This is a genomic window from Micromonospora sp. U21, assembly GCF_018070045.1.
Classification (GTDB): domain Bacteria; phylum Actinomycetota; class Actinomycetes; order Mycobacteriales; family Micromonosporaceae; genus Micromonospora.
In genome coordinates, this window is record NZ_JAGPYK010000001.1 from 348,597 (window position 1) to 375,565 (window position 26,969).

18 protein-coding genes are annotated in these 26,969 nt (G+C 72.7%); 12 read left to right on the plus strand and 6 right to left on the minus strand.

From position 1 onward, the window contains the following. Positions 1–28 precede the first annotated feature (28 nt). Positions 29–613 carry a hypothetical protein gene (locus KBX63_RS01720; protein WP_210907064.1) on the minus strand — a complete coding sequence of 195 codons (585 nt, stop codon included), beginning with the start codon at positions 611–613 and terminating at the stop codon, positions 29–31. A gap of 1,440 nt (positions 614–2,053) precedes the next feature. Here KBX63_RS01720 and KBX63_RS01725 point away from each other — a divergent pair. Next, positions 2,054–5,569 carry an ABC transporter ATP-binding protein/permease gene (locus tag KBX63_RS01725; protein WP_210907066.1) on the plus strand — a complete coding sequence of 1,172 codons (3,516 nt, stop codon included), beginning with the start codon at positions 2,054–2,056 and terminating at the stop codon, positions 5,567–5,569. A gap of 45 nt (positions 5,570–5,614) precedes the next feature. Here the strand turns inward: KBX63_RS01725 and KBX63_RS01730 are convergent, their stop codons facing one another. The 4 genes from KBX63_RS01730 to KBX63_RS01745 form a co-directional block, all read right to left on the minus strand. Beyond that, the gene (locus tag KBX63_RS01730; RefSeq protein ID WP_210907068.1) at positions 5,615–6,682 is read right to left on the minus strand and encodes an NADH:flavin oxidoreductase/NADH oxidase; all 1,068 of its coding nucleotides are present in this window, start codon (positions 6,680–6,682) and stop codon (positions 5,615–5,617) included. A 66-nt stretch (positions 6,683–6,748) separates the two neighbouring features. Next, positions 6,749–8,053 carry a dicarboxylate/amino acid:cation symporter gene (locus KBX63_RS01735; RefSeq protein ID WP_210907630.1) on the minus strand — a complete coding sequence of 435 codons (1,305 nt, stop codon included), beginning with the start codon at positions 8,051–8,053 and terminating at the stop codon, positions 6,749–6,751. Positions 8,054–8,323: 270 nt separating this feature from the next. Continuing rightward, positions 8,324–8,974, minus strand: coding sequence for a DUF998 domain-containing protein (locus tag KBX63_RS01740; RefSeq protein ID WP_210907070.1), 651 nt, complete (start codon positions 8,972–8,974; stop codon positions 8,324–8,326). Next, positions 8,967–9,932, minus strand: coding sequence for a glutathione S-transferase family protein (locus tag KBX63_RS01745; protein ID WP_210907072.1), 966 nt, complete (start codon positions 9,930–9,932; stop codon positions 8,967–8,969). The genes KBX63_RS01740 and KBX63_RS01745 overlap by 8 nt, the downstream gene beginning before the upstream one ends. Before the next feature lie 106 nt (positions 9,933–10,038). On the opposite strand from KBX63_RS01745, the gene pcaF reads away from it, so the two are divergent. The 5 genes from pcaF (at position 10,039) to KBX63_RS01770 (ending at position 16,867) form a co-directional block, all read left to right on the plus strand. Then, positions 10,039–11,244, plus strand: coding sequence for a 3-oxoadipyl-CoA thiolase (gene pcaF, locus KBX63_RS01750; RefSeq protein ID WP_210907073.1), 1,206 nt, complete (start codon positions 10,039–10,041; stop codon positions 11,242–11,244). Between the two features lie 152 nt (positions 11,245–11,396). Further along, entirely contained in the window at positions 11,397–12,209 is an 813-nt protein-coding gene (locus KBX63_RS01755) for an SAM-dependent methyltransferase (RefSeq protein WP_210907075.1), read from the plus strand. Positions 12,210–12,213: 4 nt separating this feature from the next. Further along, positions 12,214–14,382, plus strand: coding sequence for a bifunctional diguanylate cyclase/phosphodiesterase (locus tag KBX63_RS01760; RefSeq protein WP_210907092.1), 2,169 nt, complete (start codon positions 12,214–12,216; stop codon positions 14,380–14,382). Beyond that, positions 14,379–14,879, plus strand: coding sequence for a DUF456 domain-containing protein (locus KBX63_RS01765; RefSeq protein WP_210907100.1), 501 nt, complete (start codon positions 14,379–14,381; stop codon positions 14,877–14,879). Before KBX63_RS01760 ends, KBX63_RS01765 begins: the two co-directional genes overlap by 4 nt. Positions 14,880–15,280: 401 nt before the next feature. Then, entirely contained in the window at positions 15,281–16,867 is a 1,587-nt protein-coding gene (locus tag KBX63_RS01770) for an amino acid permease (protein ID WP_210907102.1), read from the plus strand. Positions 16,868–16,885: 18 nt separating this feature from the next. Here the strand turns inward: KBX63_RS01770 and KBX63_RS01775 are convergent, their stop codons facing one another. Beyond that, the gene (locus KBX63_RS01775; RefSeq protein WP_210907104.1) at positions 16,886–18,028 is read right to left on the minus strand and encodes a sorbosone dehydrogenase family protein; all 1,143 of its coding nucleotides are present in this window, start codon (positions 18,026–18,028) and stop codon (positions 16,886–16,888) included. A gap of 90 nt (positions 18,029–18,118) precedes the next feature. On the opposite strand from KBX63_RS01775, the gene KBX63_RS01780 reads away from it, so the two are divergent. The 6 genes from KBX63_RS01780 to KBX63_RS01805 all read left to right on the plus strand — a co-directional run bounded on the left by KBX63_RS01780 (position 18,119) and on the right by KBX63_RS01805 (position 26,923). Continuing rightward, positions 18,119–19,483, plus strand: a complete 1,365-nt coding sequence (locus tag KBX63_RS01780) for a glutamine synthetase family protein (protein WP_305798319.1) — start codon at positions 18,119–18,121, stop codon at positions 19,481–19,483. Positions 19,484–19,591: 108 nt separating this feature from the next. Continuing rightward, positions 19,592–20,953 carry an aldehyde dehydrogenase gene (locus KBX63_RS01785; protein WP_210907112.1) on the plus strand — a complete coding sequence of 454 codons (1,362 nt, stop codon included), beginning with the start codon at positions 19,592–19,594 and terminating at the stop codon, positions 20,951–20,953. 5 nt (positions 20,954–20,958) lie between these two features. Next, complete coding sequence (locus KBX63_RS01790) at positions 20,959–21,726, plus strand: 3-oxoacyl-ACP reductase (RefSeq protein WP_210907114.1); 768 nt, start codon at positions 20,959–20,961, stop codon at positions 21,724–21,726. Then, complete coding sequence (locus KBX63_RS01795; protein ID WP_210907116.1) at positions 21,723–22,475, plus strand: gamma-glutamyl-gamma-aminobutyrate hydrolase family protein; 753 nt, start codon at positions 21,723–21,725, stop codon at positions 22,473–22,475. The genes KBX63_RS01790 and KBX63_RS01795 overlap by 4 nt, the downstream gene beginning before the upstream one ends. Positions 22,476–22,522: 47 nt before the next feature. Next, entirely contained in the window at positions 22,523–23,074 is a 552-nt protein-coding gene (locus KBX63_RS01800) for a pyridoxamine 5'-phosphate oxidase family protein (RefSeq protein WP_210907123.1), read from the plus strand. A gap of 189 nt (positions 23,075–23,263) precedes the next feature. After that, positions 23,264–26,923, plus strand: coding sequence for a SpoIIE family protein phosphatase (locus tag KBX63_RS01805; protein ID WP_210907125.1), 3,660 nt, complete (start codon positions 23,264–23,266; stop codon positions 26,921–26,923). Positions 26,924–26,969: the final 46 nt, after the last annotated feature.

Below are 26,969 nucleotides of genomic sequence, written 5' to 3' on the forward strand. Positions count from 1 at the left end.
ACTGTCATGCGGGTGGTGCTGCGGTGGGTCAGCTGTTCCAGTGCTGGGCGACCAGGTCGGTGGCCTGCTGTTCCCACTGGGCGTAGGCGTCGGGGTAGGCCGAGACCTGCACGGTCTGCGCGGCGTCGGTCAACGCCATGTCCTGCCACCCGTCGACCTGCTTCAGGCCCTTGAGGAACGCGGTGGTGGAGTACTCGGGGTCGGTGATCTGCTCCGGCGTGCCCCAACCCGAGCTGGGGCGCTGCTGGAACAGGCCCAGCGAGTCGTGGTCGTTGCGGTCGCCGAGGTGACCCAGGTTCTCCAGCTTGGACTCCTGCAGGCTGGTGGCGATCGAGATGACCGCGGCCCGCTCGGGCAGCCCGGCCTTCTTCGTCGCGGCGATGATCGCCTTGACATTGCCGGTCTGCTCGTCGTTCAGATCGATGCGCGACTGCGCACCCTGAGTACCGTGCGGGATCAGCTTGCCCATGTCGGGCTTGTCCGCCTGCACCACAGCAACCGACTTGGCATCCACCGTCGGAGTGCCAGCGTGAGCGATCGGACCGGCGAAGACACCACCGGCGAACGCGAGACCAGCAACCGACAGCACGCTCTTACGAATGATCGTGTTCATCAGGGGTCAGCTCCTTCAGGGGGTAGACACCCACCGCCACACGGGGGAAACGGCGTGCGGGTGCGAGCACCTCGTCCGGCGCTTTCAACACAAGGGGGGAAAGTCTTCACGGTCGGCGGCCTACAAGCCGGGAGGCTCGTGGCGCCGGAACTGTGTGTAACGACCGCCGGGCCGAGCCCATTCCAGGGCTGGCGCATCCAACAGGCACCCCGTTCGGGGGTGCTGGTGCGGTCGGTCGGGAGTCTGCAACGACCGCGCACCTGCGGGCATTCCAACCCCGGCCGCGCTGCCAACCCGCGGGGCGGGTGGCGGGCCGGTGGTGCTGCGATCGTCAGGGTATGTAACGACCCCCGGCCCGCCACGATTCCACCCCACGGATGCAGCCGGTCACAACCCAGAAACCCCCTGATACCGGACACCCGGCACGAGATCACCGACCGTTCCGACGTCGGATGCGCCCGCCGGCGTTGATCGACTCGGTATCGGCGATATCGGGGCATCCGAGGGCCGTGGACACCGCGACATCCGCGTACCGAGTCGACCATCGCGGGCAGGGCGATCCGGAGGGCGAGGTGGTCGATGACCGGTATACCTCAGAGGCATATGTATGACTCACAGGTATAACGCTCACCCCACCGACCGCCCCGGCAAGGGTCGGCATGAGCCACGTCCACCGCGAGCATCGGCCGGCAGCCGCCGGCGAGACGCGCCCAGGCGGCAGTGATCAACGCGAACGAACGACCGCCCCGACAGGACGGGACACACCGCGCCTCGCGCAGGAATCAGGACGGACAAGGATCGCCGCCGGGATCGGGGCTTGCCGGAACCCCGCTCAGGGACCGGAAGAACCGGCGACGACCCGCCGGGGATGGGACTCACCGCACGTCGCGAGGATCGGAACCGATGGCGATCGCCGCCGGGATCGCGCTTGCCCTACCCCGGGCAGAGATCTGGACCGGACCGAACAATCCGCCGGGATGGGCTTGCCGGACCCTCGCAGAGATCGGAACGGACTGAACAACCTGCCGGGGATCGGGCTTGCCAGGCGCACGAACAGATCGGAACGGACCGAGCAATCCGCCGGGGATCGGGGCTTGCCAGGCCCATCGCACAGATCGGAACGGACCGAACAACCCGCCGGGGATGGGCTTGGCGGACCCAGCGCAGGGATCACGACGGACGGCGACCGCCGGCGGGTTGGAGACCGCCGTGCCCACTGTCCCTCGGCGTTGTCCTTCATGGGTCTGCTGGTGGTCGTGAACTGGCTGGATCTTCCGACCGGACCGGCCGGTCGAGGACGTGCGGGAGGGGCTTCTCGGTATCGCGCGTCAGGCTGCCCATACCTGACCGGAAGCCCTGCTCAGAGCGGGTAAATCGGTTGAGTGGACACGTCGCGACAGGCACGCTGGGTTCTCCGCCACCCACGTCCGGAGGACACCGATGCGCCTGCTCCGTGATCTGTGGGGCACCTCGCCACGTCGCCTGACGATCGTGGTCGTCCTGATCATGCTCGGCGCCGCCGGCCAGGCGGGCGCGTCGGCGCTGGCCGGAGCGGTGCTGGTGCATCGCTCGGCCAGCTTCTTCGCCGTACTGGCCGCGGCGCTCGTCGCCGTGGTGCTCACCGACCTGGCGGTGAGCCTGCTGATGGCCGGCCTGACCGCCGACTGGTCCGCCGACGTGCGCCGGCGGCTCTGCCGGGTCGCGCTCGGGCAGGACCTGCCCACCCTGGAGACCACCCCGGTGGGTGAGCTGCTCGACCGCATCGACGGGGACGTCTACCAGGTGGCGTCGGCGGTCCGAAACCAGGGCACCCGGCTCGCCCAGGGCCTCTGCGTCGGCCTGCTGTCGATGGTCGTGGCGCTGGCCGTGTGGTGGCCGGCCGGGATCGCGATGCTGCTGCTCACAGTGGTGCTCGCCGTCGGGCTGCGCCGGCCCACGGCGCGGATCGGTCCCGCCCGGATGGCCGAGGAGGAGGCATGGTCGGACCTGGCGGCGGTGATGGAGGAGGCGGTGCACGGCCAGGACGACGTACGCACCAGTCTGGCCCGGCCGTACGTGCTGCGGCTGTACGCCCGCAGGGCCGCCGCCGTGCTGTCCCGGGGCCGCCTGGTCTGGGTGCTGTCCGCCCGGGTTGCCGCGGCCGCCACCGCCACGATCCGGGCCGGCATCGGGGTGGTCGTGCTCGGCGGCGCCTGGGCGTTGGCCACCGACCGGATCGACGCTGCCCGCCTCACCGCCATCTGGCTGCTCGCTCTCGCCTTCGGAGCCACTGCGGAGCACGTCAGCCGGATGGTGCCGGAACTCCAGGAGGCTCTCGGCGCCTGGGCCCGGGTGCAGCTGCTCCAGAAGGCCCGGCAGGAGCCCCTCGGCGGGGCCAGCCCGACCGATGGTGACCTGCGCATCCGCGACCTGACGTTCGGGTACGAGGTGAGCGGGCCGGAGAGCGGCCGGGGGGCCGCGCTGCGCGGGGTCAGCCTCACCTTCGCGCGTGGCCGCTCGTACGCGCTGATCGGGCGTACCGGTTCGGGCAAGTCGACACTGGCGAAGGTGCTCACCAGGGCCGTCGACGTGCCACCCGGAACGGTCTTCCTCGGCGGCACCGACCTGTGCGACCTCGACGTCGAGCAGCTGCGCCGCTGGGTGGCGCTGGTGCCGCAGCGCACCGAGATCCTGGCCGGCACGCTCGCCGAGAACGTCGCGCTCTTCGACCCGGAGCTGCTCGACGCCGCAGCCCGAGCGCTGGACGAGCTGGGCCTGGCCGGCTGGATCGCCGAACTGCCGGAAGGGCTGGCGACCCGGCTGGGGGAGGGCGGGCACGTGCTCTCCGCCGGTCAGGAGCAGCTGGTGGCGTTCGCCCGGATCCTGGTCCGCGACCCGCACGTGGTGATCCTCGACGAGGCCACCGCACGGCTGGACCCGGTCACCGAGGCACGGGTACAGCGGGCTACCGAACGGCTGCTGCGCGACCGGATCGGCATCGTCATCGCGCACCGGCTCTCCTCCGTGCGCCGCTGTGACGAGGTGGTGGTGCTGGCCGACGGCACGGTGGTCGAGGCCGGCCCGCTCGAAACGTCGACGCGCTTCGCCGAGCTGCTCGCGACGAGCCACGCCGCCGCGTACGCCGCGGTGGTGCCGGCCGGCCGCACCGGCGCCGGCACCGACCTGCTGGTCGGCCCCGACCCGGCCGATGCCTGGCCGAGCGGGCCGGTGACCGCGCCGGTCGAGCCGGTCGGGCCGGTCGAGCCGAAACGTGCCGATCCGCCGCCGCTGCCGCCGGTTCCGCCGGCCCGGACGCTGCGGGAGATCGTCCGACTCTGCACCAACGACCCCCGGTACGGGCTGGCCGCGATCGTGCTGTTCCTCGGGCTCTCCCTGCTCGGGCTGGACGGCCCGGTGCTGCCCTGGCTCTGGGCCGACCTGGTTGACGGGACCGGCAACCCGTACCTGCCGGCACTGGGCATCGTGGCCGGGCTGCTGGTCACCCTGCCGCTGCCGTTCTACACCCACGTCTGGTTCCCTCAGTGGTGGGTGCGGCAGATGCTGCGGATCAGCCTGCGCCTGGTGCACGGCCAGACCGGGCCGCGCCGGGTCAGCTCGCACACCCCGGCCGAGGTGGTGGCGCAGGGCGGTGACACCGAGCGGGTGGTCCAGCTCGCCGACAACGTGCTGGACCAGGCCGTCGCGCTGGTCCTGGTGGTCGCCATGACGGCGGTCACCGGCAGCGTCGTACCGGCGCTGTTCTTCCTCGGCACGATGGTCGTCTCCGGGCTGGCCGCGACGTTGTTCGGGCCGAAGCTCGAGCGTGCCGCCCGCGCGACGGTGGCGGCGCGTGCCGCCTTCGCCACCGCGCTGGTCTCCGCGCTCTCCGCGGCGCGGACGGTGAAGCTCGCCGGCGCGACCGCGGCGGTGCTACGCCACCTCGCCGATCTGGACGTGCTGCGCAGCGACCGGCAGCGGCGGGAGATCTCGGTGCAGGTGTGGTCGCGCTCCACGCCGTCGGTGGCCAGCGGGCTGCTGCCGATCGGCGCGTGGGCGCTCTATCTGACGGGCGAGCTCTCTGCCGGGGCGGTGCTGGTGGCCGTCTCCACCCTCGGCGCGGCGCGCTGGTTCGCCTGGACCACCGCGTCGTTGATCTCCCAGCTGCCCTCCGCGCGGGTCTGGACCCGGCGCACGGTGGCGATGACCGGGGTGGGCGCGTACTCCGCCGGGGTGCCCGCGGTCGACCTGGCCGCCGGGACGGCCCCCGCGCCGACGCCGCCGCCCCGGCACCCGCTGCGCCGGCTGGAGCTGCGCGGCTTCGGCGTGGTGCACTCCGACGGCACGGCCGCCGTCCGGGACGTGGACCTGACCGTGCAACGCGGGCAGCTGGTTCTGGTCGTCGGGCCGGTCGGCTCGGGCAAGTCGTCGCTGCTGCGGGCGTTGGCCGGGATCGTGCACCACACCGGCGAGCTGTCCTGGAACGGTGACCCGGTCACCGAGCCGGAGCTGTTCCTGCGCCCCAACCAGGTCGGCTACGTCGGCCAGCTGCCCCGGGTGCTCTCCGGCACGGTGGCGGACAACATCGCGCTCGGCCACCAGGTGGACGCCGCCGGAGCGGTCAGCACCGCCCAGCTCGACCACGACCTCGCCGCCGCAGGTGGTGGGTTGGGCCTGCTCATCGGGCACAAGGGCACCCGGCTCTCCGGCGGCCAGCTCCAGCGGCTGGCGCTGGCCCGGGCGCTGGCGCCGCGTACCGAACTGCTGGTCGCCGACGACGTGTCGTCGGCGCTGGACGTCACCACCGAGCTGGCGCTGTGGCAGGCACTGCGCGCGCACGGGGTGACCGTGGTCGGCTCGACCGCGAAGCGCGCCGCGCTGGTCCGCGCCGACCACGTGGTGGTGCTGATCGGCGGCACGGTCGCCGCCCAGGGTGCCTGGCGGGACCTGGAGGGCGACTGGTCGCACCTGGCCGGGTGACGGTCGGGCGGCTGCCCCGCACGTCAGCCGCCCGACCGGCGGGGATCAGGTGGCGCGGGCGTACTGGGCGGGTCCGCTGTACGCGACGCCGAGCTTCGCGGCGGCCCGGCGCGGCCAGTACGGGTCGCGCAGCAGCTCCCGGCCGAGCAGCACCAGGTCGGCCTCGCCACCAGCGACGATCTGCTCGGCCTGCTCCGGCTCGACGATCAGGCCGACCGCGCCGGTCGGCACACCGGCCTCGCGGCGGATCCGGGCGGCCAGCGGCACCTGGTAGCCGGGGCCGAGTGGGATGCGGGCGTCCGGGTGTACGCCTCCGGAGGAGGCGTCGACCAGGTCCACGCCGACACCGGCCAGCTCGCCGGCGAGCACCACGCTGTCCTCGATCGTCCAGCCACCCTCGACCCAGTCGGTGGCGGAGATCCGGGTGAGCACCGGGACGTTCTCGCCGACCGCGGCGCGCACCGCGCGGGCCACCTCCAGGGTGAGCCGCATCCGGGCGGTCCGGTCGCCGCCGTACGAGTCGGTGCGGTGATTGGTCAGCGGCGAGAGGAACTCGTGCAGCAGGTAACCGTGCGCGGCGTGGATCTCCACGGCCGCGAAGCCGGCGGCCAGGGCGCGTTCGGCGGCGGTGGCGAACGCCTCGACCACTCCGGCGATGCCGGCCGCGTCGAGGGCGGTCGGTACCCGGTAGTCGGCGACGAACGGTTCGGACCCGGGGCCGACCGGCATCCAGCCGCCCTCGGCGTCCGGCACGCCGCCGCGGCTCGGGGCCCACGGTCGATAGGTGGAGGCCTTGAACCCGGCGTGCGCGAGCTGGACCGCCGGCACCGCCCCGTGATCGGCGACGAACGCGGTCACCGGCCGCCACGCGTCCACGTGGGCGCCGGACCACAGCCCGGTGTCCTGCGGGCTGATCCGGCCCTCCGGCAGCACGGCGGTCGCCTCGGTCAGCACCAGCCCGACCCCGCCGACCGCCCGGCTGCCGAGGTGGATCAAGTGCCAGTCGGTGGGCAGACCGTCCGGACCGGCGGTGTACTGGCACATCGGCGCCATGGCGATCCGGTTGGGCAGGGTGACCGCGCGCAGGGCCAGCGGCGTGAACAGGGAGCTCATGTCGTCATCCTCTCGGAAACGACGACGGGCCCCTGGGAGGGGCCCGTCGTCGTTGGTGAGAACTGGTCAGGCGGGGACGGGGCTCAGCTCGTCCCGCCGCTCGGGCCGGCTGTCCGCGACCGGCTCCGGGTCGGTCAGGTCCCGCCGGCCGGCGGCCTCGTACGCGGCCCGGTCGAGGGTGCCCTCGCGGGCGGCGACCACGGTCGGCACCAGCGCCTGCCCGGCCACGTTGGTGGCGGTCCGGACCATGTCCAGGATCGGGTCGATCGCCAGCAGCAGGCCGGCGCCGGCCAGCGGCAGGCCCAGCGTGCTCAGGGTGAGGGTGAGCATCACGATCGCGCCGGTCAGACCGGCGGTGGCTGCCGAGCCGACCACCGAGACGAAGGCGATCAGCAGGTAGTCGGTGATGCCGAGGTCCACGCCGAACACCTGCGCCACGAAGATCGCGGCCAGTGCCGGGTAGATCGCGGCGCAGCCGTCCATCTTCGTGGTGGCGCCGAACGGCACCGCGAACGAGGCGTACTCGCGGGGCACGCCGAGCCGCTCGACCGAGCGCTGGGTCACCGGCATGGTGCCCACCGAGGAGCGGGACACGAAGGCCAGCTCGATCGCCGGCCAGGCGCCGGCGAAGAAGCGCACCGGGTTGAGCCGGCCGGCGGTGATCAGCACCAGCGGGTAGACGACGAACAGCACGATGGCGCAGCCGACGTAGACCGCGGTGGTGAACTTCGCGAGGGGGGCCAGCAGGTCCCAGCCGTACGAGGCGACGGCGTTGCCGATCAGGCCGAGGGTGCCGATCGGGGCGAGCCGGATGACCCACCAGAGCGCCTTCTGGACGATCTCCAGCAGCGAGCGGTTCAGCGCCACGAACGGCTCGGCGGCGTCGCCCACCAGCAGCGCCGCGGCGCCGACCACGAGGGCGAGGAAGACGATCTGGAGCACGTTGCCCTCGACGAACGCCCCGGCCGGGTTGGTGGGCACGATGCCGGTGAGGAAGTCCGTCCACGAGCCGGTGTTCTTCGGCGGTGCCGCCCCGCCCAGGTCGAGGGTCACGCCCTTGCCCGGGTTGGTGAGCAGGCCGAGGCCGATGCCGATGGCGACCGAGATCAGTGCGGTGATGCCGAACCACAGCAGGGTCTTCAGCGCGAGCCGCGCGGCGTTGGCCACGCCGCGGAGGCTGACCACGCTGACCACGATGGCGGTGAAGACCAGGGGCGGCACGGCCAGCTTGAGCAGCTGGACGAAGAGGCCGCCGACGGTGTGCAGGGTGCTGGTCAGCCAGCTCAGGTCGTTGGTGCGGGCCAGGAAGCCGAGCGCCACGCCGAGCACGAGGCCGAGCAGGATCTGCACGGAGAAGGGAATCTTGCGCAGGCCGAAGGGCATGAAGGTCTATCCAATGGTCTGGTCTGAACGGGGTAGGCGAAGGAGCGCAGCTACGCTGGACAGATGCCGCTGGCCTGCAGTCGGAGATCGACATACAGGCGAACGGTGAGGTCCCAGACATTGGTCATCGCCAGCCGACGATACGCCGATGGCTGCTCGTCGCAAGGAACGATCGGCGTGACGCTCCTTACATGCCTACTGACCAGCTGTTAGGAAGGGGCCCTTCCTATAAAACAGGCGTTAATAAGGTGCCCTTCCTTACCGGCGGGCGAGGGCGATCGCGGTGGTGAGGCCCCAGAGGACCGCCAGCGCGAGGATCAGCCGCTCCAGCACGCCCACCACGGCGCCCCGACCGGTGACGAGCATGGCCAGCCCCACCGAGGCGCACAGCGGGAGGCTCAGCGTGGCGGCTCCGCCGGCCAGTCGGCGTACCTGCCGGCCGGCCGGGCCGGACACGGCGAGCGCGACCATCGCGAAGACCACCGACGCGGTCGCCGCGATGCTCGCGCCGCCGTGCACCAGGTCCGCCACCGTGGCCCGCTCGAACGGCGGCAGCGGGCAGCCGGCGGAACAGGTCACCGTCCCGGACGCGGCGGTGAACAGGGCGCCGGCGGCGAGCAGCGCCGGCGCCGCCCGCACCCCGGGGGGCAGGGCCGCGGCGAGCAGCAGCAGCGAGCCGGCCAGTGCGAGGATCCCGATCCGGTACGTCGCGGCGTGATCGCTGTCGGCGATGCCCGCTTCGCTGACGTACCCGGTGAGCCACGGCCCGGGACCGGCGGCGATCGCGACCGTCACCGCGACCGCACCGGCCAGCCCTGAGCCGGCGGCGGCCCACCCGGCGACCCGGCGCCCGACGCCCGCCCGGGCTGCCGGTGCGGTCGTGGTGCTGGGCCGGCCGGGCTCAGCCACGTCCGTGCGGCGTGGTCCAGCCGGACTCGTCGGGCCCGAGCGGCACGATGCCGGTCGGGTTGATCTGCCGGTGGGTGCCGTAGTAGTGCCGCTTGATGTGGTCGAAGTCCACCGTCTCGCCGAAGCCCGGGGTCTGGAACAGGTCCCGGGCGTACGCCCAGAGCACCGGCATCTCGGTCAGCTTGTGCCGGTTGCACTTGAAGTGCCCGTGGTACGCGGCGTCGAAGCGGACCAGCGTGGTGAACAGCCGCACGTCGGCCTCGGTGATCGCGTCGCCCATCAGGTAGCGCTGCCCGGACAGCCGCTCGGAGAGCGCGTCCAGCCGGGCGAAGAGCGCCCGGAACGCCTCGTCGTACGCCTCCTGCGAGGTGGCGAAGCCGCACCGGTAGACGCCGTTGTTGACGTCGGTGTGGATCTCGGCCATCAGCGCGTCCATCTCGGGGCGCAGTGCCTCCCGGTAGAGGTCCGGCGCCCCCGCACGGTGCAGCGACCGCCACTGCGTGGAGAGGTCGAGGGTGAGCTGCGGGTAGTCGTTGGTGACCACCCGGCCGGTCAGCGTGTCGACCAGCGCCGGCACGGTCACCCGGCCGGTGTAGTCCGGGTCGGTGGCCAGGTACGCCTCGGAGAGGAAGCTGACGCCGAGCACCGGGTCGAAGCCGTCCGGGTCGAGGGCGAACGCCCAGCCCCGCTCGTCCCGGATGGGGTCGACGGTGCCCAGCGAGATCGCGTCGTCCAGCCCGAGCAGGCCGCGCACGATCCGGGCCCGGTGCGCCCACGGGCAGGCGCGGCACCAGATCAGTCGGTAGCGCCCGGCCTCCAGCGGCCAGCGGTCCTGCTCGTCCGGGCCACCGCCGGGCGGGGAGGTCGAGTCCGGGGTGACCCGGCCGGTGAACCGGTTGGGCTGGCGGACGAACGCGCCGCCGCCGCTGGTCTCTGCGCTGAACTGGGCCCGAGCCATGCCGTCAACCTATCCGCTGCGGGCGCGGATATCCTGGCGGCTGGTAGCCCGCACGACCCTCGCGGGCGCCTCCACCCCCCGCCGTCTCCACCCCGAAGGACTCGCGATGACCGTGGCATACCTGGTGGCCGGTGTCCGCACCCCGATCGGCCGGTACGCCGGCGCGCTGGCCGGCGTCCGTCCCGACGACCTGGCCGCGCACGTGATCCGCGAGCTGGTCGCCCGGCACCCGTCGGTGGACTGGGCCCGGGTGGACGACGTGGTGCTCGGCTGCGCCAACCAGGCCGGCGAGGACAACCGCAACGTGGCCCGGATGGCGGCGCTGCTGGCCGGCCTGCCCGAGGACGTGCCGGGCAGCACGGTCAACCGGCTCTGCGGCTCCGGGCTTGACGCGCTCGCCACCGCCGCCCGTTCGATCGTGGCCGGCGACGCGGACCTGGTGGTCGCCGGCGGGGTGGAGAGCATGAGCCGGGCGCCGTTCGTCATGCCGAAGGCGACGTCGGCGTACTCCCGCTCGGCGGAGGTGTACGACACCACGCTGGGCTGGCGGCTGGTCAACCCGCTGATGCGGGACGGCTGGGGGATCGACTCGATGCCGGAGACGGCGGAGAACGTGGCCGCGGAGTACGGCGTCAGCCGGGCCGAGCAGGACGCCTTCGCGTTCCGCTCGCAGCAGCGCGCGGCCAAGGCGCAGGCCGACGGCCGGTTCGCCGAGGAGATCGTGCCGGTCTCGGTGCCGGCCGGCCGCCGGGAGACCCGGCTGGTCGAGGCCGACGAGCATCCTCGGGAGACCTCGCTGGAGAAGCTTGCCGCGCTGCCCACCCCGTTCCGGGAGGGCGGCACGGTGACCGCCGGCAACTCCTCCGGCGTCAACGACGGTGCGGTCGCGCTGCTGGTGGCCGGTGAGGCCGCGGTGGCCCGGTACGGCCTCACCCCGCTGGCCCGTATCAGCGGCGCGGCGGCTGCCGGCGTGCCACCCCGGATCATGGGGATCGGCCCGGTGCCGGCCACCCGCAAGCTGCTCGGTCGTGCCGGCGTCGAGTTGAGCGCGGTGGACGTGGTGGAGCTGAACGAGGCGTTCGCCGCGCAGTCCGTGGCGGTGCTGCGCGAGCTGGGGCTGCCCGCGGACGCCGAGCACGTCAACCCGAACGGCGGCGCCATCGCGTTGGGGCACCCGTTGGGCGCCAGCGGCGCCCGGCTGGCGTTGACGGCCGCCCTGGAGCTGCGCCGTCGCGGCGGCCGGCGGGCCCTGGCCACCATGTGCATCGGCGTCGGGCAGGGCATCTCGCTGCTGCTGGAGTCGGCCGCCTGAGCGCGGAAAGGGCGTGAAGGGATCTCCCGGACGCGGGAGTCGGCGGCTTAGAGTGGTCGACACCACACGACCCGCGGGTCGACCGGTGGTCGCGCGTGTCCGCCGACGCCGGTGCCGTCCCGCGCCGCGGCGATGAACTGGGGAGCACGCTGATGCCGGACGGACTGCCGACCGAGATCGATCTGACCAGGCCGAGCGCGGCCCGGGTGTACGACTATTTCCTGGGCGGGGCGCACAACTTCGAGATCGACCGTCGGCTGGCCGAGCAGATCGCCAGCATGACCCCGAATCTCGCCGCCACCATGCGCTCCGGTCGGGAGTTCCTGCGCCGGGCCGTGCGGGCTCTGCTCGACGCCGGCGTCGACCAGTTCCTCGACATCGGCTCCGGCATTCCCACCGTGGGCAACGTGCACGAGGTGGCCCAGGGGGCGAACCCCAAGGCGCGGGTGGTCTACGTCGACATCGATCCGGTGGCCGTCGCACACAGTCGCGAACTGCTCGCCGGCAACGACCTGACCGGGGTGATCCACGCCGACCTGCGTGACCCGGAGCGGATCCTCGCCGAGACCCGCCAGCTGGGGCTGATCGACTTCAGCCGTCCGATGGGCATCCTGCTGGCCGGGGTCGTGCACTTCATCCCGGACGCCGACCGGCCCGAGGACATCCTGGCCACCCTGCGGGCCGCCGCCGTACCCGGCAGCTTCCTGGTCATCTCCCACTCCACCTTCGAGGACCAGCCGCAGGAGATGCTGGACGCCCAGCGGCTCTCGTCGCGGACGGACACCGAGATTACCCTGCGTTCCCGTGCCCAGGTCATCGGCTTCTTCGGCGATTGGGCCGTCCTCGAACCGGGCGTGGTGCACATGCCGCTCTGGCGTCCGGACTCACCGTCCGATGTGGACGAGCACCCGGAGCGGTTCGGCGCCTTCGGGGGCGTCGCCCGGTACGACCAGCCCGCCGGCTGATCCCGTGGCCGCCGTCCCGGATCGGACCGGGGGCGACGCCGGCCGGGGCGACGCCCAGGGCTACGCCGCCGACTGGGCCCGCGCGGTACGCCGCCTCGGTTTCGTGCCGCTCAGCGCGGCCGAGACCGAGCGGCTGCTGCTGGTGCACACCGTCCGGCTGGCTCAGGCGGTACGGGCCGACCCGTTCTCCGCCCGCCCCGCCGAGGAGGTCGGGCGGGCCCTGGTGGAGGCGCACCTCACCGAGCCCCGGGCGCTCGAGTGGTCACTGCGTGCCCTCGGTGAGGATTTCCCCCGCCGGGTGCTGGCCGCCGACGACGGGCCGGCGGACCTGACCGAGCGGATCGCGGCGGTGCAGGGCGGCCTGGCCGCCGGGTTCGCCCGTGCGCTGCGCGACCGCACCTTCAGCCAGCAGGAGCGGATCGCCCGGTCGGCCTGGCAGGCGCGGGACGAGGTCGAGCAGGCGCTGCGCGACAGCGAGGCGCGGTTCCGGGCGGTCTTCACCGGCGCCGCGATCGGGATCGGCATCGCCGGGGTGGACGGCCGGATCATCGACGTCAACCAGGCGTTCGCCGACATGCTCGGCTACTCGATCGCCGAGCTGTGTGAGACCAACGTGTCGGCGTTGTTCCACGCCGACGACGCCGCCGGGATGTGGGAGCTGTACCAGCAGCTGACCGAGGGCAAGCAGGATTCGGCGCGGGTGGAGAAGCGCTACCACCGCAAGGACGGCAGCGTGGTCTGGACGGATCTGGCCGTCTCGCTGATCCGGCACGACGACGGCCGGCCCCGGTTCACCGTCGCGATGATCGAGGACATCACCGAGCGGTACGAACTCCAGCAGCGGCTGCGCTTCCAGGCGTTGCACGACCCGCTGACCGGGCTGCCCAACCGGACGCTGTTCTTCGAGACGTTGGGCCGGGTCCTCGACACCGCCGGGCCCGGGCGGCGGGTCGGGGTGTGCTTCCTCGACCTGGACGGCTTCAAGGCGATCAACGACAGCCTCGGTCACGACCTCGGCGACCGGCTGTTGGTGATGATCGGCCGGCGGCTGGCCGAGTGCGTGGCCGACCACGGCCACCTGGTCGCCCGGATGGGTGGCGACGAGTTCGTCATCCTGGTCGACGGCGGGGACGACCTCGACGACGCGGTGGCCGTGGCGGAGGCCGCGTTGGCCGCCGTCGCCGCCCCGGTGCACGTGGATGACCAGCAACTGGCCGTGTCGGCCAGCGTGGGCATCGTGGAGTGCCCCGCCGCCGCGACGACCGCCTCGGAGCTGATGAAGGCCGCCGACACCACGCTCTACTGGGCCAAGGCGGCGGGCAGGGGCCGGTGGGCGGTCTACGACCCGGAGCGCAGCGCCCGGGACATCGCCCGGTCGGCGCTGGTCGCCGGGCTCCCCGCGGCGCTGGACCGGGGCGAGTTCGTGCTGCACTACCAGCCGATCGTGTCGCTGCTGGAGGGCAGCATGCTCGCGGTGGAGGCGCTGGTCCGTTGGGAGCACCCGGAGCTGGGCCTGATCGGGCCGGACCGGTTCATCGGCCTGGCCGAGGAGACCGGCCTGATCGTCCGGCTCGGCGAGTGGGTGCTGCGGCGGGCCTGCCGCGACGCCGAGCGGTGGTGGCGGGAGTTCCCCGACGCCCGGTTGGTGGTCAGCGTCAACCTGGCCGCCCGGCAGGCCGACGACCCGGCGATCGTGGGGACGGTGGCCGACGCGCTGGCCACCAGCGGGCTGCCTGCGGAGCTGCTGCAACTGGAGCTGACCGAGAGCGCCGTGATGGGTAGCGCGGGCGAGCCGCTGCGCAGCCTGCACCGGCTCGCCGCGCTGGGCGTCCGGCTGGCGGTGGATGACTTCGGAACCGGGTACTCGAACCTGGCGTACCTGCGGCGGCTGCCGATCCACTGCCTGAAACTGGCCGGCCCGTTCGTCGAGGGCATCCGCGCCGACGGGACGGACGCGGTCGCCGACCACCGAGACGAGCGGATCGTCGACGCGCTGGTCCGGCTGGCGCACGCGCTGGAGCTGTGGGTCACCGCCGAGGCGGTGGAGACCGCTGTGCAGGCGGAGCGGCTGCGGGCGCTGCGGTGCGACACCGGGCAGGGGCGGTACTTCGGCGGCCCGGCGCCGGCGGATCGGATCACCGACCGGCTGCGCGGCGGAGAGGCGACGCGATGAGCGTGAGCGACACCGAGGCGGCGGTCACCGTGCTCGCCGGGCTGGCCATTCTCGCCGGCTTGGCCGGCGTGGTGGTGCCCGGCCTGCCGGCGCTGCCACTGTGCTGGGGCGGTGTGCTGGTCTGGGCGCTGTTCGGTGGGGCCGGCGCCGGCCGGTGGGCGGTGCTCGCCGCCGCGACGCTCGTCGCCGCCGGCGGCACGGTGATCAAGTACGCCTGGCCCGGGCGGAACCTGAAACGCACCGGCGTGCCGACGTCGTCGCTGCTCGCCGGCGGGCTGCTCGGGCTGGTGGGCTTCTTCGTGATCCCGGTGGTCGGATTGGTGCTCGGCTTCGTCCTCGGGGTGTGGATCGCGGAGCGGCTGCGGCTGGGCGACTCCCGGCTGGCGTGGCCGTCCACGAAGCAGGCAGTCAAGGCCGTCGGCCTGTCCATGCTGGTCGAGTTCGGCGCCGGCCTCGTGGTCGCCACGCTCTGGGTGGCCGGCCTGCTCCTGACCTGACGGGTAGGCGCGGATCGGTGAGCCTCGTTCTTGGCGCGCGGCCGCGTTCGATCGCCCCGCCGATCCGGGTTGGCCGATCCGGACGAACAACAGGGCGTTACTCAGGTCCATTCGGGGTGAGTGGGCGGCGCGGGGCATCTGTCGGGTACGGCGGAGTGCGCCGTACGTGAGAGAGAGGCTGTGCCCCGCGCCGCCGCGGTGCCGGGCGGTCCGAGCGCCCGGGGGTCGGCCCGTCGCGAGCGGGCCTGGTCACGAGGTCAAGGATGCGGGCGGGCCGGCCGCACGGCAACGCAATTAGCCGCGGCGACGGTGAGATTCCCACGGTCATCGTATTGACCACCTTGATCGGCGGGACGACACTTTGCGCACTCGTACGCGGAATCACCTCAGGGAGGTGTGCAGTGGCCACGACGCCCGTGCCGACCGCCGAGCACCCGATGGACGACGACGCCCGACGGCTCGCCGAACTCGGCTACAAACAGGAGCTGCGCCGCAAGTGGAGCGGCTTCTCCAACTTCGCCATCTCGTTCTCCATCATCTCGATCCTGGCCGGCTGTTTCACCACCTTCGGGCAGGCGTGGAACAACGGCGGACCGGTCGCCATCTCCTGGGGCTGGCCGCTGATCTCGCTGTTCATCCTGATCATCGGCTTCTGCCTGGCGGAACTGGTGTCGGCGTACCCGACCGCCGGCGGGATCTACTGGTGGGCCGCGACCATGGGCCGTCCGGTGCACGGCTGGTTCACCGGCTGGTTGAACCTGATCGGCCTGGTCGCGGTCACCGCCTCGGTCGACTACGGCTGCGCGACCTTCCTCAACCTCACCCTGTCGGCGCTCTTCGACGGCTGGGCCGGCACGCTGCGCCAGGCGTTCTTCCTCTTCGTGATCATCCTGGTGTTGCACGGCCTGATCAACATCTTCGGGCACCGGATCATCGACGTGCTGCAGAACGTCTCCGTCTGGTGGCACGTGGCCGGGGCGGCCGCCGTGGTGGCCATCCTGGTCCTCGTTCCGGACAACCACCAGAGCTTCCAGTTCGTGTTCACCGAGCGGTTCAACAACTCCGGCTTCGGTGACGGGGACACCGGCGGGCTGACCTTCTGGTTCTACGTGCTGCCGCTGGGCTTCCTGCTCACCCAGTACACGATCACCGGCTTCGACGCCTGCGCGCACGTCTCCGAGGAGACCCGGGGCGCCTCGCAGGCCGCCGCCCGCGGGCTCTGGCAGTCGATCTTCTATTCCGCGATCGGCGGCTGGATCCTGCTGCTGGCGTTCCTCTTCGCGGCCACCGACGTCGAGGCGATCAACGCCGCCGGCGGCTTCTCCGGCGCGATCTTCGAGTCCGCGCTCACCCCGGTCTTCTTCAAGGTCGTCATCATCATCTCCACCATCGGGCAGTTCTTCTGCGGGATGAGCTGCGTGACCTCGATGAGCCGGATGGCGTACGCGTTCAGCCGCGACCGCGCCGTGCCGGGCTGGCGACTCTGGTCCCGGGTGGATCGCAACGGCACCCCGGTCAACGCGATCATCGGCGCCACGCTGGCCGGCCTGGTGCTCACCCTGCCGGCGCTCTACGAGAGCTCAGCCGGCATCCCGGTCGCCTTCTACGCCGTGGTCTCCGTCGCGGTGCTCGGGCTCTACCTGTCCTTCCTCATCCCGATCGCGCTGCGCCTGCGGATGGGCGACCGGTTCGTCCCCGGGCCGTGGACGCTCGGGCGGAAGTACAAGCTGCTCGGCTGGATCGCGGTGATCGAGATCGCGGTCATCGCCGTCTACTTCGTGCTGCCGATCGTGCCCGCCGGGGTGCCCGGCAACGACGGGTTCACCTGGTCGGCGGTGAACTACGCGCCGCTGGCCGTGGGCGGGGTGCTGCTGGTGGTCGCCGTCTGGTGGTACGCCTCGGCCCGGAAGTGGTTCGCCGGCCCGGTGCGTACCGTCGACGACCCGGCGCCGGCACCCGACCCGGCGCCGGTCGACGGGCCCGGCTGACCCGCGCCTACCGGCGGATCAGGGCTGCGCAGGGTCGGCGTGGAATCCGACGCGACCGGCGGGCGGTGGTTGCCGCTCGCCGGTCGTGAAGCGGAGGACGCGGTCGTCGGCCGCCGTCGGCGTGCCCCGGCCGTCGCGGTTGCTGGTGGCCACCCAGAGCGAGCCGTCCGGCGCCCTCTCGACGGTACGGAGACGGCCGTAGGCACCCACGAGCTCGGCGGACGGCGTGCCGACCTGACCGGAGGGGCTCACCGGCACGGCCCACAGCCGGGCCCCGCGCAGCGCGGCGACGAACAGGGTGCCGTTGGCGAACGCGGCGCCGCTCGGGGACGCCTCGGCGGGGGCCCAGACGACGACCGGATCACGGAACCGGGTGTCGGTGCTGCGGCCCTCCACGATCGGCCAGCCGTAGTTGCCGCCCGGGACGATGAGGTTCACCTCGTCCCACGTGTTCTGGCCGAACTCGGTGGCGAACAGTCGGCCGCGCGCGTCCCAGGTCAGACCCTGCACGTTGCGGTGGCCGTAGCTGTACACCGGCGATCCGGGAAACGGGTTGTCGGCCGGAACGCCGCCGTTCGGCCGGATCCGCAGGATCTTGCCGTTCCGGCTGGCCAGGTTCTGCGCGCTGGCGGGAACGCCGGCATCGCCGATGCCGGCGTAGAGCATCCCGTCCGGACCGAAGGCGATCCGGCCACCGTCGTGGACCGACGCCCGCGCCAGGCCGCTGAGGATCACCTGCTGGGACTGCGGCGCGCTCAGCCGGAACCGCACGATCCGGATGTCCGAGGCGGTGGTGAAGCAGACGTAGACCCACCGGTCCAGCAGGTACCGGGGCGAGACGGCCAGGCCGAGCAGACCCGCCTCGCCGCCGGCGACCACGCCTGCGATCCGGGCGACCTGCACGGGTGGGCGGCCCGGTCGCAGCCGCAGCACGGTGCCCCGGTCGCGTTGGGCGACGAGGGCGCTGCCGTCGGGCAGGAAGCCGAGCCCCCAGGGGGCTTCGAGCCCGGTCGCGACGACCTGCGGCTCAGCGAAGTCGAAGTCGCCGGAGCCCAACGTGGTGACCGATCCGTGCTCCGGCCGCACGCCCGCCTGGGCGCTCGCCGTCGTGCCCAGCTCCACGGCGAGGACGGCGACGGCCAGGATGACTCGAAGACGCATGAGCGCTCCTCGCGTGGTTTGCCGCCGATCGCGCCGGGGGCATTGACGGTGATCCGGATTGCCAGTAGACCTTGTGATGGAGGCCCGCTGATGAGCAGAACGCCGTTCACGCTGGAAGAGTTGCGGGTCGCCGTCCAGGCGGATGAGATCGACACCGTCGTGCTGGCCCTGGTCGACATGCAGGGCCGCCTGCAGGGCAAACGGTTCCACGCGCCCTTCTTCCTCGATCAGGTTGTCGAGCACGGCAGCGAGGGGTGCAACTACCTGCTCGCCGTCGACGTCGACATGAACACCGTCGACGGGTACGCGATGTCGAGCTGGGAGCGCGGCTACGGCGACTTCGCGATGGTGCCGGATCTCAGCACGCTGCGCCGGATGCCCTGGCAGCCGGGCTCCGCGCTGCTGCTGGCCGACCTGACCTGGCTGGACGGCTCCGGTGACGTGGTCGCCTCCCCCCGGCAGATCCTGCGCCGACAGCTGGGCCGGCTGGCCGAACACGGGCTGACCGCGTACGCCGGCACCGAGCTGGAGTTCGTGCTGTTCCGCGACTCGTACGAGGACGCCTGGCGGCGCGGCTACCGCGACCTCACCCCGGCCAACCAGTACAACGTGGACTACTCGCTGCTCGGCACCGCCCGGGTGGAGCCGCTGCTGCGCCGGATCCGCACCGAGATGGCCGGCGCCGGGCTGACCCCGGAGAGCGCCAAGGGTGAGTGCAACCTCGGCCAGCACGAGATCGCCTTCCGATACGACGAGGCGGTGGCCTGCGCCGACCACCACGTGATCTACAAGAACGGGGCCAAGGAGATCGCCGCCCAGGAGGGCATGGCGATCACCTTCATGGCCAAGCCGAACGCGCGGGAGGGCAACTCCTGCCACATCCACTTCTCGCTGCGCGACACCACTGGCGCCTCGGCGATGCTCGGCGACGGGCCCGCCCACCTGTCGGAGACCGGGCAGCGGGTGCTCGCCGGGCTGCTGGCCACGATGCGGGAGTTCAGCCTGCTCTTCGCCCCGAACATCAACTCCTACAAGCGCTACCAGCCGGGGTCGTTCGCCCCCACCGCGCTGCGCTGGGGAGTGGACAACCGTACCTGTGCGCTGCGGGTGGTCGGGCACGGGCAGGGCATGCGGGTGGAGAACCGCGTTCCCGGTGCCGACGTCAACCCGTACCTGGCGATCGCCGGGCTGGTCGCCGGCGCGCTGCACGGCATCGAGCGGGAGCTGGAGCTGGGCCCGGAGTGCACCGGCAACGCGTACGACGACCCGGAGGCCGAGCGGGTGCCCGGCACCCTGCGGGACGCCCTGACCCTCTGGGAGTCCTCCAGCGCCGCCGCGGACGCCTTCGGCCCCGAGGTGGTCGCCCACTACGCCAACCAGGCCCGGGTGGAGATCGCCGCCTTCGACGCCGCCGTGACCGACTGGGAGCTGACCCGTGGCTTCGAGCGCCTGTGACCCCATCCACTGCGTCGATCATGGACTTGTGGTGGGCGGAATGCGGGTGATCGCGGCTTCCGTGCGGCACCACAACTCCATGATCGACCAGGGCTCGGGGTGGGACACGTGACTCTGGTGGTGGATCCGGCTTCCGGGGAGAGTTTCCGGGACGTGCCGGGGGCCTCGGTGGGGGAGGTCGACGCGGTGATCTCGCGGGCGGCTGCGGCGTTCGAGGCGTGGCGGGCGGTGGCGCCGGGGGATCGGGCCCGGATGCTGCGACGGTTCGCCGCCGTGGTCGACGCGCACCTGGACGAGCTCGCCACACTGGAGGTCCGCAACTCCGGGCACACCATCGGCAACGCCCGCTGGGAAGCCGGCAACGTCCGGGACGTGCTGGACTACTACGCGGGCGCGCCGGAGCGGCTGACCGGGCGGCAGATCCCGGTGCCCGGCGGGCTGGACGTCACCTTCCACGAGCCGCTCGGCGTGGTCGGGGTGATCGTGCCGTGGAACTTTCCGATGCCGATCGCCGCCTGGGGGTTCGTCCCGGCCCTCGCCGCCGGTAACACCGTGGTGCTCAAACCCGCCGAGCTGACCCCGCTCACCGCGCTGCGCCTCGCCGAGCTGGCCCGCGAGGCCGGCCTGCCCGACGACGTGTTCACGGTCGTCCCAGGCGAGGGCGCGGTGGTGGGGGAGCGGTTCGTCAGCCACCCGGCGGTCCGCAAGATCTGCTTCACCGGCTCCACCGAGGTCGGCACCCGGATCATGGCCGGCTGCGCGACCCAGGTGAAGCGGCTGACGCTGGAGCTGGGCGGCAAGAGCGCCAACATCGTGTTCGCCGACGCCGACCTGGAATGCGCCGCCGCGACCGCGCCCGGCGCGGTGTTCGACAACGCCGGCCAGGACTGCTGCGCCCGGTCCCGGATCCTGGTCCAGCGCCCGGTGTACGACCGCTTCCTGGAACTTCTCGAACCGGCGGTCCGCGCGGTGCGGGTGGAGGACCCGGCCCGGGACACCGCCGAGATGGGCCCACTGATCTCCGCCGGCCAACGGGACCGGGTCGCCGCCTACGTGGCCGGGTCCTCCACCCGGGTGGCGTTCACCGGCTCCTGCCCCGACGGTCCCGGCTTCTGGCACGCCCCCACGGTGCTGCTGGCCGGCTCGCCGGCCGACCGGCACTGGCGGGAGGAGATCTTCGGCCCGGTGGTGTCGGTGCTCCCGTTCGACGACGAGGCCGACGCGATCCGGCTCGCCAACGACACCGAGTACGGCCTCTCCGGCTCCATCTGGACCCGGGACGTGGGCCGCGCGCTCCGGCTCGCCCGCGCCGTCGACGCCGGCAACCTCAGCGTCAACTCGCACTCCTCGGTGCGTTACTGGACCCCGTTCGGTGGGATGAAGCGCTCCGGGCTGGGCCGGGAGCTCGGTCCGGACGCGCTGCACGCCTTCACCGATGTCAAGAACCTGTTCATCGCGACAGAGGAGTGACGGCTATGCAGGGTCGGTTGCGGGACCGGGTGGCCGTGATCACCGGAGCGGGCAGCGGCATCGGGTTGGCCACCGTCTGGCGGTTCGCCGCCGAAGGCGCCCGGGTGGTCTGCGTGGACATCGACTCGTCGGCCGGCGAGCGGGCCGCCGAGGAGTGCGGCGGCGAGTTCGTGGCCACCGACGTCGCCGACGAGTCGGCGGTGCGCGACCTCTTCGACGGGGTGGCCGATCGGCACGGGCGGGTCGACATCGCGTTCAACAACGCCGGCATCTCCCCGCCGGACGACGACTCCATCCTGGCTACCGGCCTGGACGCCTGGGAACGGGTGCTGCGGGTCAACACCACGAGCGTCTACCTCTGCTGCAAGTACGCCATCCCGCACATGCGCCGCCAGGGCAAGGGCTCGATCATCAACACGGCCTCGTTCGTGGCGCTGATGGGCGCGGCGACGTCGCAGATCGCGTACACCGCGAGCAAGGGTGGAGTGCTGGCGATGACGCGGGAGCTGGGCGTGCAGTTCGCCCGCGAGGGCATCCGGGTCAACGCGCTCTGCCCCGGCCCGGTGGCCACCCCGCTGTTGCTGGAACTCTTCGCCGCCGACCCCGAGCGGGCCGCCCGCCGGCTGGTGCACGTGCCGATGGGCCGGTTCGGGCAACCGGAGGAGATCGCCGCCGCGGTGGCGTTCCTGGCCAGCGACGACGCCTCGTTCATGACCGCCGCGCAGCTCGTGGTCGACGGCGGCATCACCGGCGCGTACGTCACTCCCCTATGAGGCCGCTGATCGGGATCAGCGCGTACGTCGAGCCAGCCGACTGGGCGGTCTGGCGGGGCGTGCGGGCGGTGCTGGTGCCCGAGGCGTACGTGCGGGCGGTGACCGTCGCCGGCGGTCGGGCGGTGGTGCTGCCGCCGGACGACGAGGACGGCGACGTGCTGGCCGTCCTGGACGGGCTGCTGCTGGCCGGTGGCGCGGATGTCGGCCCGGGGCGGTACGGCCAGCCGCCCGACCCCAGGACCGAGGACCGGCCCGACCGCGACGACGGCGAGCTGACCCTGCTGGCCGCGGCGCTCACCGCTGAGCTGCCGGTGCTGGGCGTCTGCCGGGGGATGCAGCTACTCGCCGTCGCCTACGGCGGCACCCTGCACCAGCACCTGCCGGACGTGATCGGTCACGAGGCGCACCGCCCGGCGCCGGGCGTCTACGGCGCGCACCCGGTGCGGTTCGCGCCGGGCAGCCTGGCCGCGACGGTGTCGGCCGGGGTGGACCGGGTCAACTCGTACCACCATCAGGCGGTTGCCGACCCCGGGCGGCTCGCGGTCAGCGGCTGGGCGGAGGACGGTGTGATCGAGGCGGTCGAGGATCCGGGCCGGCCGTTCGTGCTCGGTGTGCAGTGGCATCCGGAGAACGAACCGGATCCCCGCCCGATCACCGCGCTGGTCCGGGCCGCCCGCCAGCGACCGTCCGGGCCGCCCGTCAGCGCGCCCGACGACGCCGTGCGGTCGGTGCGACCCCATGCGACGTGACGTACGTCGCACCCACCGGTCGTGGTGGCCGGTGGGAGGATCGGCACATGGGGAAGGTCTATCCGGAGATCGACGGTCGGCTGCGCGACTTCATCGCGGCCCAGCCGGTCTTCTTCGTGGCCACCGCGCCGTCGGGTGCCGAGGGGCACGTCAACGTCTCGCCGAAGGGCATGCGGGGCACCTTCGTGATCCTCGGTCCGCACCGGGTGTCCTACCTGGACTATCACGGCAGCGGCGCGGAGACCATCGCCCACCTGCGGGACAACGGCCGGATCACGCTGATGTTCTGTGCCTTCGACGGGCCGCCGAAGATCGTCCGGTTGCACGGCCGGGGCAGCAGCGTCGTGGTGACCGAGGAGGCGTTCGCCGACCGGCTCGCCGACTTTCCCGAACCGCCGGACGTGCATGGCGTGCGGGCCGTGATCACTGTCGAGGTGGACCGGGTCAGCGACTCCTGCGGGTACGCGGTGCCGCTGATGGACTACCGCGAGGAACGCGGCCTGTTGCTCAGCTCACACGCGCGCCGTACCGCCGACGACCTGGTGGTCTACCGGGCCACCAGGAACGCGGCGAGCATCGACGGGCTGCCTGTCTTCTGAGCCGCCGGGGCGCTCCACCAGAGGTCGCTCCCACGCTGCTACCACCCCACTGTCGGGTGCCCGACGGTCCGGCGCAGACAACCAGCGTCCGGGCGGCGTCATGTGTTACGTCGCTGGTCCGCCGGGGTACAGCTCGGGACACGGTACGCGGAGATCAACGGCTGGGGCACGGCCGGAGCGGGAGGCTGTATGAGCTCGGCCCAGGGGGGCGCGGACGCGGAGGATCCCTTCGCGGCCGGCGCGGAGCTCCCCCCGATGCTGGCGTCCGCGTTCGCGGCCGGCGGAGAGTTGGGCGAGCGACTGAGCAGCCTCGACTGGTCCTCGACACCGGTGGGCGCCCCGGGCGCCTGGCCGCCGGCGCTCTCCAACGCGGTCGGCATGATGCTCGCCTCCAGCGCGCAGATCGCCATGTTCTGGGGTGACGACCAGCTCACCTTCTACAACGACGCCTATCGCCCGACGATCGGTGGCAAGCACCCCGGCGTGCTCGGTCAACCGGCGTCGCAGCATTGGGCGGAGACCTGGGAGGTGCTGGGCCCCCTGCTGGAGGGCGTACGGCGCACCGGGCGCTCCTACCGGGGCGAGGACCACCCCTTCCTGCTGGACCGGCACGGCTTCCTCGAAGAGACCTACTTCGACGTCTCGTACGACCCGATCCGCGGCGCCGACGGCTCGGTCAGCGGCGTCTTCTGCATCGTCAACGAGACCACCGGCCGTGTTCTCGGCGAGCGCCGGCTGCGGGCGCTGGCCGAGCTGGGCGCCGAGCTGGCCGAGGTGGGCAGCGCGGCTGAACTCGGCCGGACCGCCGCCGAGGTGCTCGGTCGGCACCGGGCCGACGTACCGTTCGCGTTGATCTACCTGACCGACGACGCCGGACGGTTCACCCTGACCGGCTCCGACGGCACCGGCGGGTCCGCCGTCGACGTCGACCCCGAGGTGCTCGCCCAGGTGGCCGCCGACGGCGTGCCCGCGGCGATCGACGTGGCGGGGCTGCTCGACCCGCCGCCGGCCGACGCGGCCGACCAGGCGCTCGTGCTGCCCGTCACGGCGACCAACGAGCGGGTCGGCGCGCTCGTCGTCGGTGTGGCCCGCCGGCTGCCGCTCAACGACGAGTACCGAAACTTCCTCGACCTGGTCGCCGCCCAGATCTCCCGGGCGGTGGGCAAGCAGCGGGCGTACGAGCAGGAGCGGGCCCGCGCCGCGGAGCTGGCCGCGCTGGACCGGGCGAAGACCAACTTCTTCGCCAACGTCAGCCACGAGTTCCGGACCCCGCTGACGCTGGTGCTCGGTCCGCTGGAGGACCTGCTGGCCGACCCGATGCTGCCCCCCGGCTACACCGACCGCCTCACCATGATGCACCGCAACGCGCTGCGCCTGCTCAAGCTGGTCAACACCGTGCTGGACTTCTCCCGGCTGGAGTCCGGTCGGCTGGCCGCCCGCTACCAGCCCACCGACCTGGCCGGCTACACCGCCCGGCTGGCCAGCACCTTCCGCTCGGCCACCGACCGGACCGGGCTGCGACTGGTGGTGGACTGCCCGCCACTGCCGGCGCCGGTCTTCGTCGACCGGGACATGTGGGAGAAGATCGTCCTCAATCTGCTGTCGAACGCGCTCAAGTTCACCTTCGACGGCGAGATCCGGGTCCGGGTCCGGGCCGTCGAGGGCGCCGCCCGGCTGGAGGTGACCGACACCGGCGTGGGGATCGTGCCGGCCGAACTGCCGCACGTCTTCGAGCGGTTCCACCGGGTGCCCGGGGTCCGCGCCCGCACCCACGAGGGCACCGGGATCGGCCTGGCGCTGGTCCGGGAGCTGGTCGAGATGCACGGCGGTGAGGTCGGGCTGACCAGCCGGATCGACGAGGGCAGCACGTTCACGGTGAGCATCCCGTTCGGATCGGCGCACCTGCCCGCCGACCGGGTGGCGCCATTCGCCCCCCTGTCGGCGGCCGAGCCCGACCAGGCCCGGCTCTACGTGGCGGAGACCGCGTTGTGGACCGGCGCCGAGCCGACGCCCGAGTTCGGCAGCCAGCCGGCGGAGGCCACCCCGGCCGGCCGGATCCTGGTCGTCGACGACAACGCGGACCTGCGCGAGCATGTGACCCGGTTGCTCTCCCCGACCTGGGAGGTGGTCACCGCGAGCGATGGGCTGGTGGCCCTGCCGCTGGCCCGCGAGGGTGGGTTCGACCTGGTGCTCGCGGACGTGATGATGCCCCGGCTGGACGGGTTCGGCCTGGTCGGCGCGCTGCGCGCGGACCCGCGTACCCGGCACGTGCCGATCGTGCTGCTCTCCGCCCGTGCGGGCTCCGCGGAGGCGGTCGCCGGCCTCTCCGCCGGCGCCGACGACTACCTCACCAAGCCGTTCTCCGGGCAGGAGCTGATCGCCCGGGTCCGGGCCAACGTCGAGCTGGGCCAGCTGCGCGGGCAGATCATCCGGCGGCTCCGGGCGCTGGCCGACGCCGCCGTGGCGGTGAACACCGCCCGGTCCACCGCCGACGTGCTCCAGGTCGCCGCCCGGCACGCGCTCAACCTCGCCGAGGCCGCCCGGGTGGTGGTCACCGCGAGCGGGACCCGGTCCGAGGCGGATGCCGGGGGCGCCGCCGCAGCCGATCCGTCCTTCGTGGCCCAGCTGACCGGCACCGCCGGCGAGCGGCTCGGCGAGTTGCGGGTCTGGCGGCCGCCCGGCGACGACGCGCGGGCCGACGAGGCCGCACTGACCCAGCTGGCCCGGCTGGTCGGGGTGCGGCTGGAGAACGCCCAGCTCTACGAGACCGAGCACCGCATCGCCACCACGTTGCAGCACAGCCTGCTGCCCCGGTCGTTGCCCCAGCTGCCCGGCGCGGTGGTGGCCAGCCGCTACCTGCCCGGCACCACCGACCTCGAGGTCGGTGGCGACTGGTACGACGTGATCGCGCTCGAGGGCGACGAGCTGGTGCTGGTCATCGGTGACGTCGTCGGCAAGGGAGTCCGGGCCGCGGCGGCGATGGGGCAGCTGCGTAACGCGCTGCGGGCGTACGTCCTGGAGGGTTTCGATCCGGGTGAGTCGCTGACCCGGCTCAACCGGCTCGTCACGTCCACCGAGGGCCGCTCCTTCGCGACCGCGGTCTGCCTGCTGTTCAGCTCGCGTACCGGCCGGCTGCGGTACGCCAGCGCCGGGCACCCGTCCCCACTGCTGATCAGCGGCGGCGACGCGGCGTTCCTGCACGACCGTGCGCTCGGCCCACCGGTCGGCGCCATTCCCGACACGACGTACCGGGCGGTCGAGGGGGAGCTGCCCGTCGGCAGCCGGCTGCTGCTCTACACCGACGGGCTGATCGAGGACCGCCAGCTCGGCATCGACGACGCGCTGGCCCAGCTGCGCATCGACGCGGCCAACCCCGGTGAGCACGTGGAGGACCTGATCGACGCGGTGGTCGAGCGGGTCGCCGGGCGGCCGCGCCGCGACGACGTGGCGGTGCTCGCCCTGGAGGCGGCCGAGCTGAACCGTTTCGCGTTGCGGCTGCCGGCGGACCCGACCCGGCTGAGCGTGCTGCGCAAGCGCCTGGAGGATTTCCTGGTCGCGCACGGGGTCGGCGAGACGGACCTCTTCGACCTGACCGTGGCGGTCTCCGAGGCCGCCGCGAACGCCATCGAGCACCCGGTCCACCCCGCCGAGCCGTTGATCAGCGTGGAGGTGGCCATCGAGGACCGCACGGTGACCGCCACGGTGCGCGACAGCGGGCGGTGGCGGGAGTCGACCGGTTCCGGGTTCCGGGGGCGCGGGCTGGCTCTGATCAAGGCGTTGGGTGACCTGTCGGTGCGGCGTACCGATGAGGGCACCGAGGTGACGCTGCGCCGGCAGTTGCAGGCCTGACCACGCGAGGTGGTCGCCGCGTACCGCAGGTGCCCGACGGAGGGTG

Excerpts from the sequence above, each read along its gene's own strand:
- KBX63_RS01720 (WP_210907064.1), bottom strand. The coding sequence starts at position 613 with ATGAACACGATCATTCGTAAGAGCGTGCTGTCGGTTGCTGGTCTCGCG.
- KBX63_RS01725 (WP_210907066.1), top strand. The coding sequence starts at position 2,054 with ATGCGCCTGCTCCGTGATCTGTGGGGCACCTCGCCACGTCGCCTGACG.
- KBX63_RS01730 (WP_210907068.1), bottom strand. The coding sequence starts at position 6,682 with ATGAGCTCCCTGTTCACGCCGCTGGCCCTGCGCGCGGTCACCCTGCCC.
- KBX63_RS01745 (WP_210907072.1), bottom strand. The coding sequence starts at position 9,932 with ATGGCTCGGGCCCAGTTCAGCGCAGAGACCAGCGGCGGCGGCGCGTTC.
- pcaF (WP_210907073.1), top strand. The coding sequence starts at position 10,039 with ATGACCGTGGCATACCTGGTGGCCGGTGTCCGCACCCCGATCGGCCGG.
- KBX63_RS01755 (WP_210907075.1), top strand. The coding sequence starts at position 11,397 with ATGCCGGACGGACTGCCGACCGAGATCGATCTGACCAGGCCGAGCGCG.
- KBX63_RS01765 (WP_210907100.1), top strand. The coding sequence starts at position 14,379 with ATGAGCGTGAGCGACACCGAGGCGGCGGTCACCGTGCTCGCCGGGCTG.
- KBX63_RS01775 (WP_210907104.1), bottom strand. The coding sequence starts at position 18,028 with ATGCGTCTTCGAGTCATCCTGGCCGTCGCCGTCCTCGCCGTGGAGCTG.
- KBX63_RS01780 (WP_305798319.1), top strand. The coding sequence starts at position 18,119 with ATGAGCAGAACGCCGTTCACGCTGGAAGAGTTGCGGGTCGCCGTCCAG.
- KBX63_RS01790 (WP_210907114.1), top strand. The coding sequence starts at position 20,959 with ATGCAGGGTCGGTTGCGGGACCGGGTGGCCGTGATCACCGGAGCGGGC.
- KBX63_RS01795 (WP_210907116.1), top strand. The coding sequence starts at position 21,723 with ATGAGGCCGCTGATCGGGATCAGCGCGTACGTCGAGCCAGCCGACTGG.
- KBX63_RS01800 (WP_210907123.1), top strand. The coding sequence starts at position 22,523 with ATGGGGAAGGTCTATCCGGAGATCGACGGTCGGCTGCGCGACTTCATC.
- KBX63_RS01805 (WP_210907125.1), top strand. The coding sequence starts at position 23,264 with ATGAGCTCGGCCCAGGGGGGCGCGGACGCGGAGGATCCCTTCGCGGCC.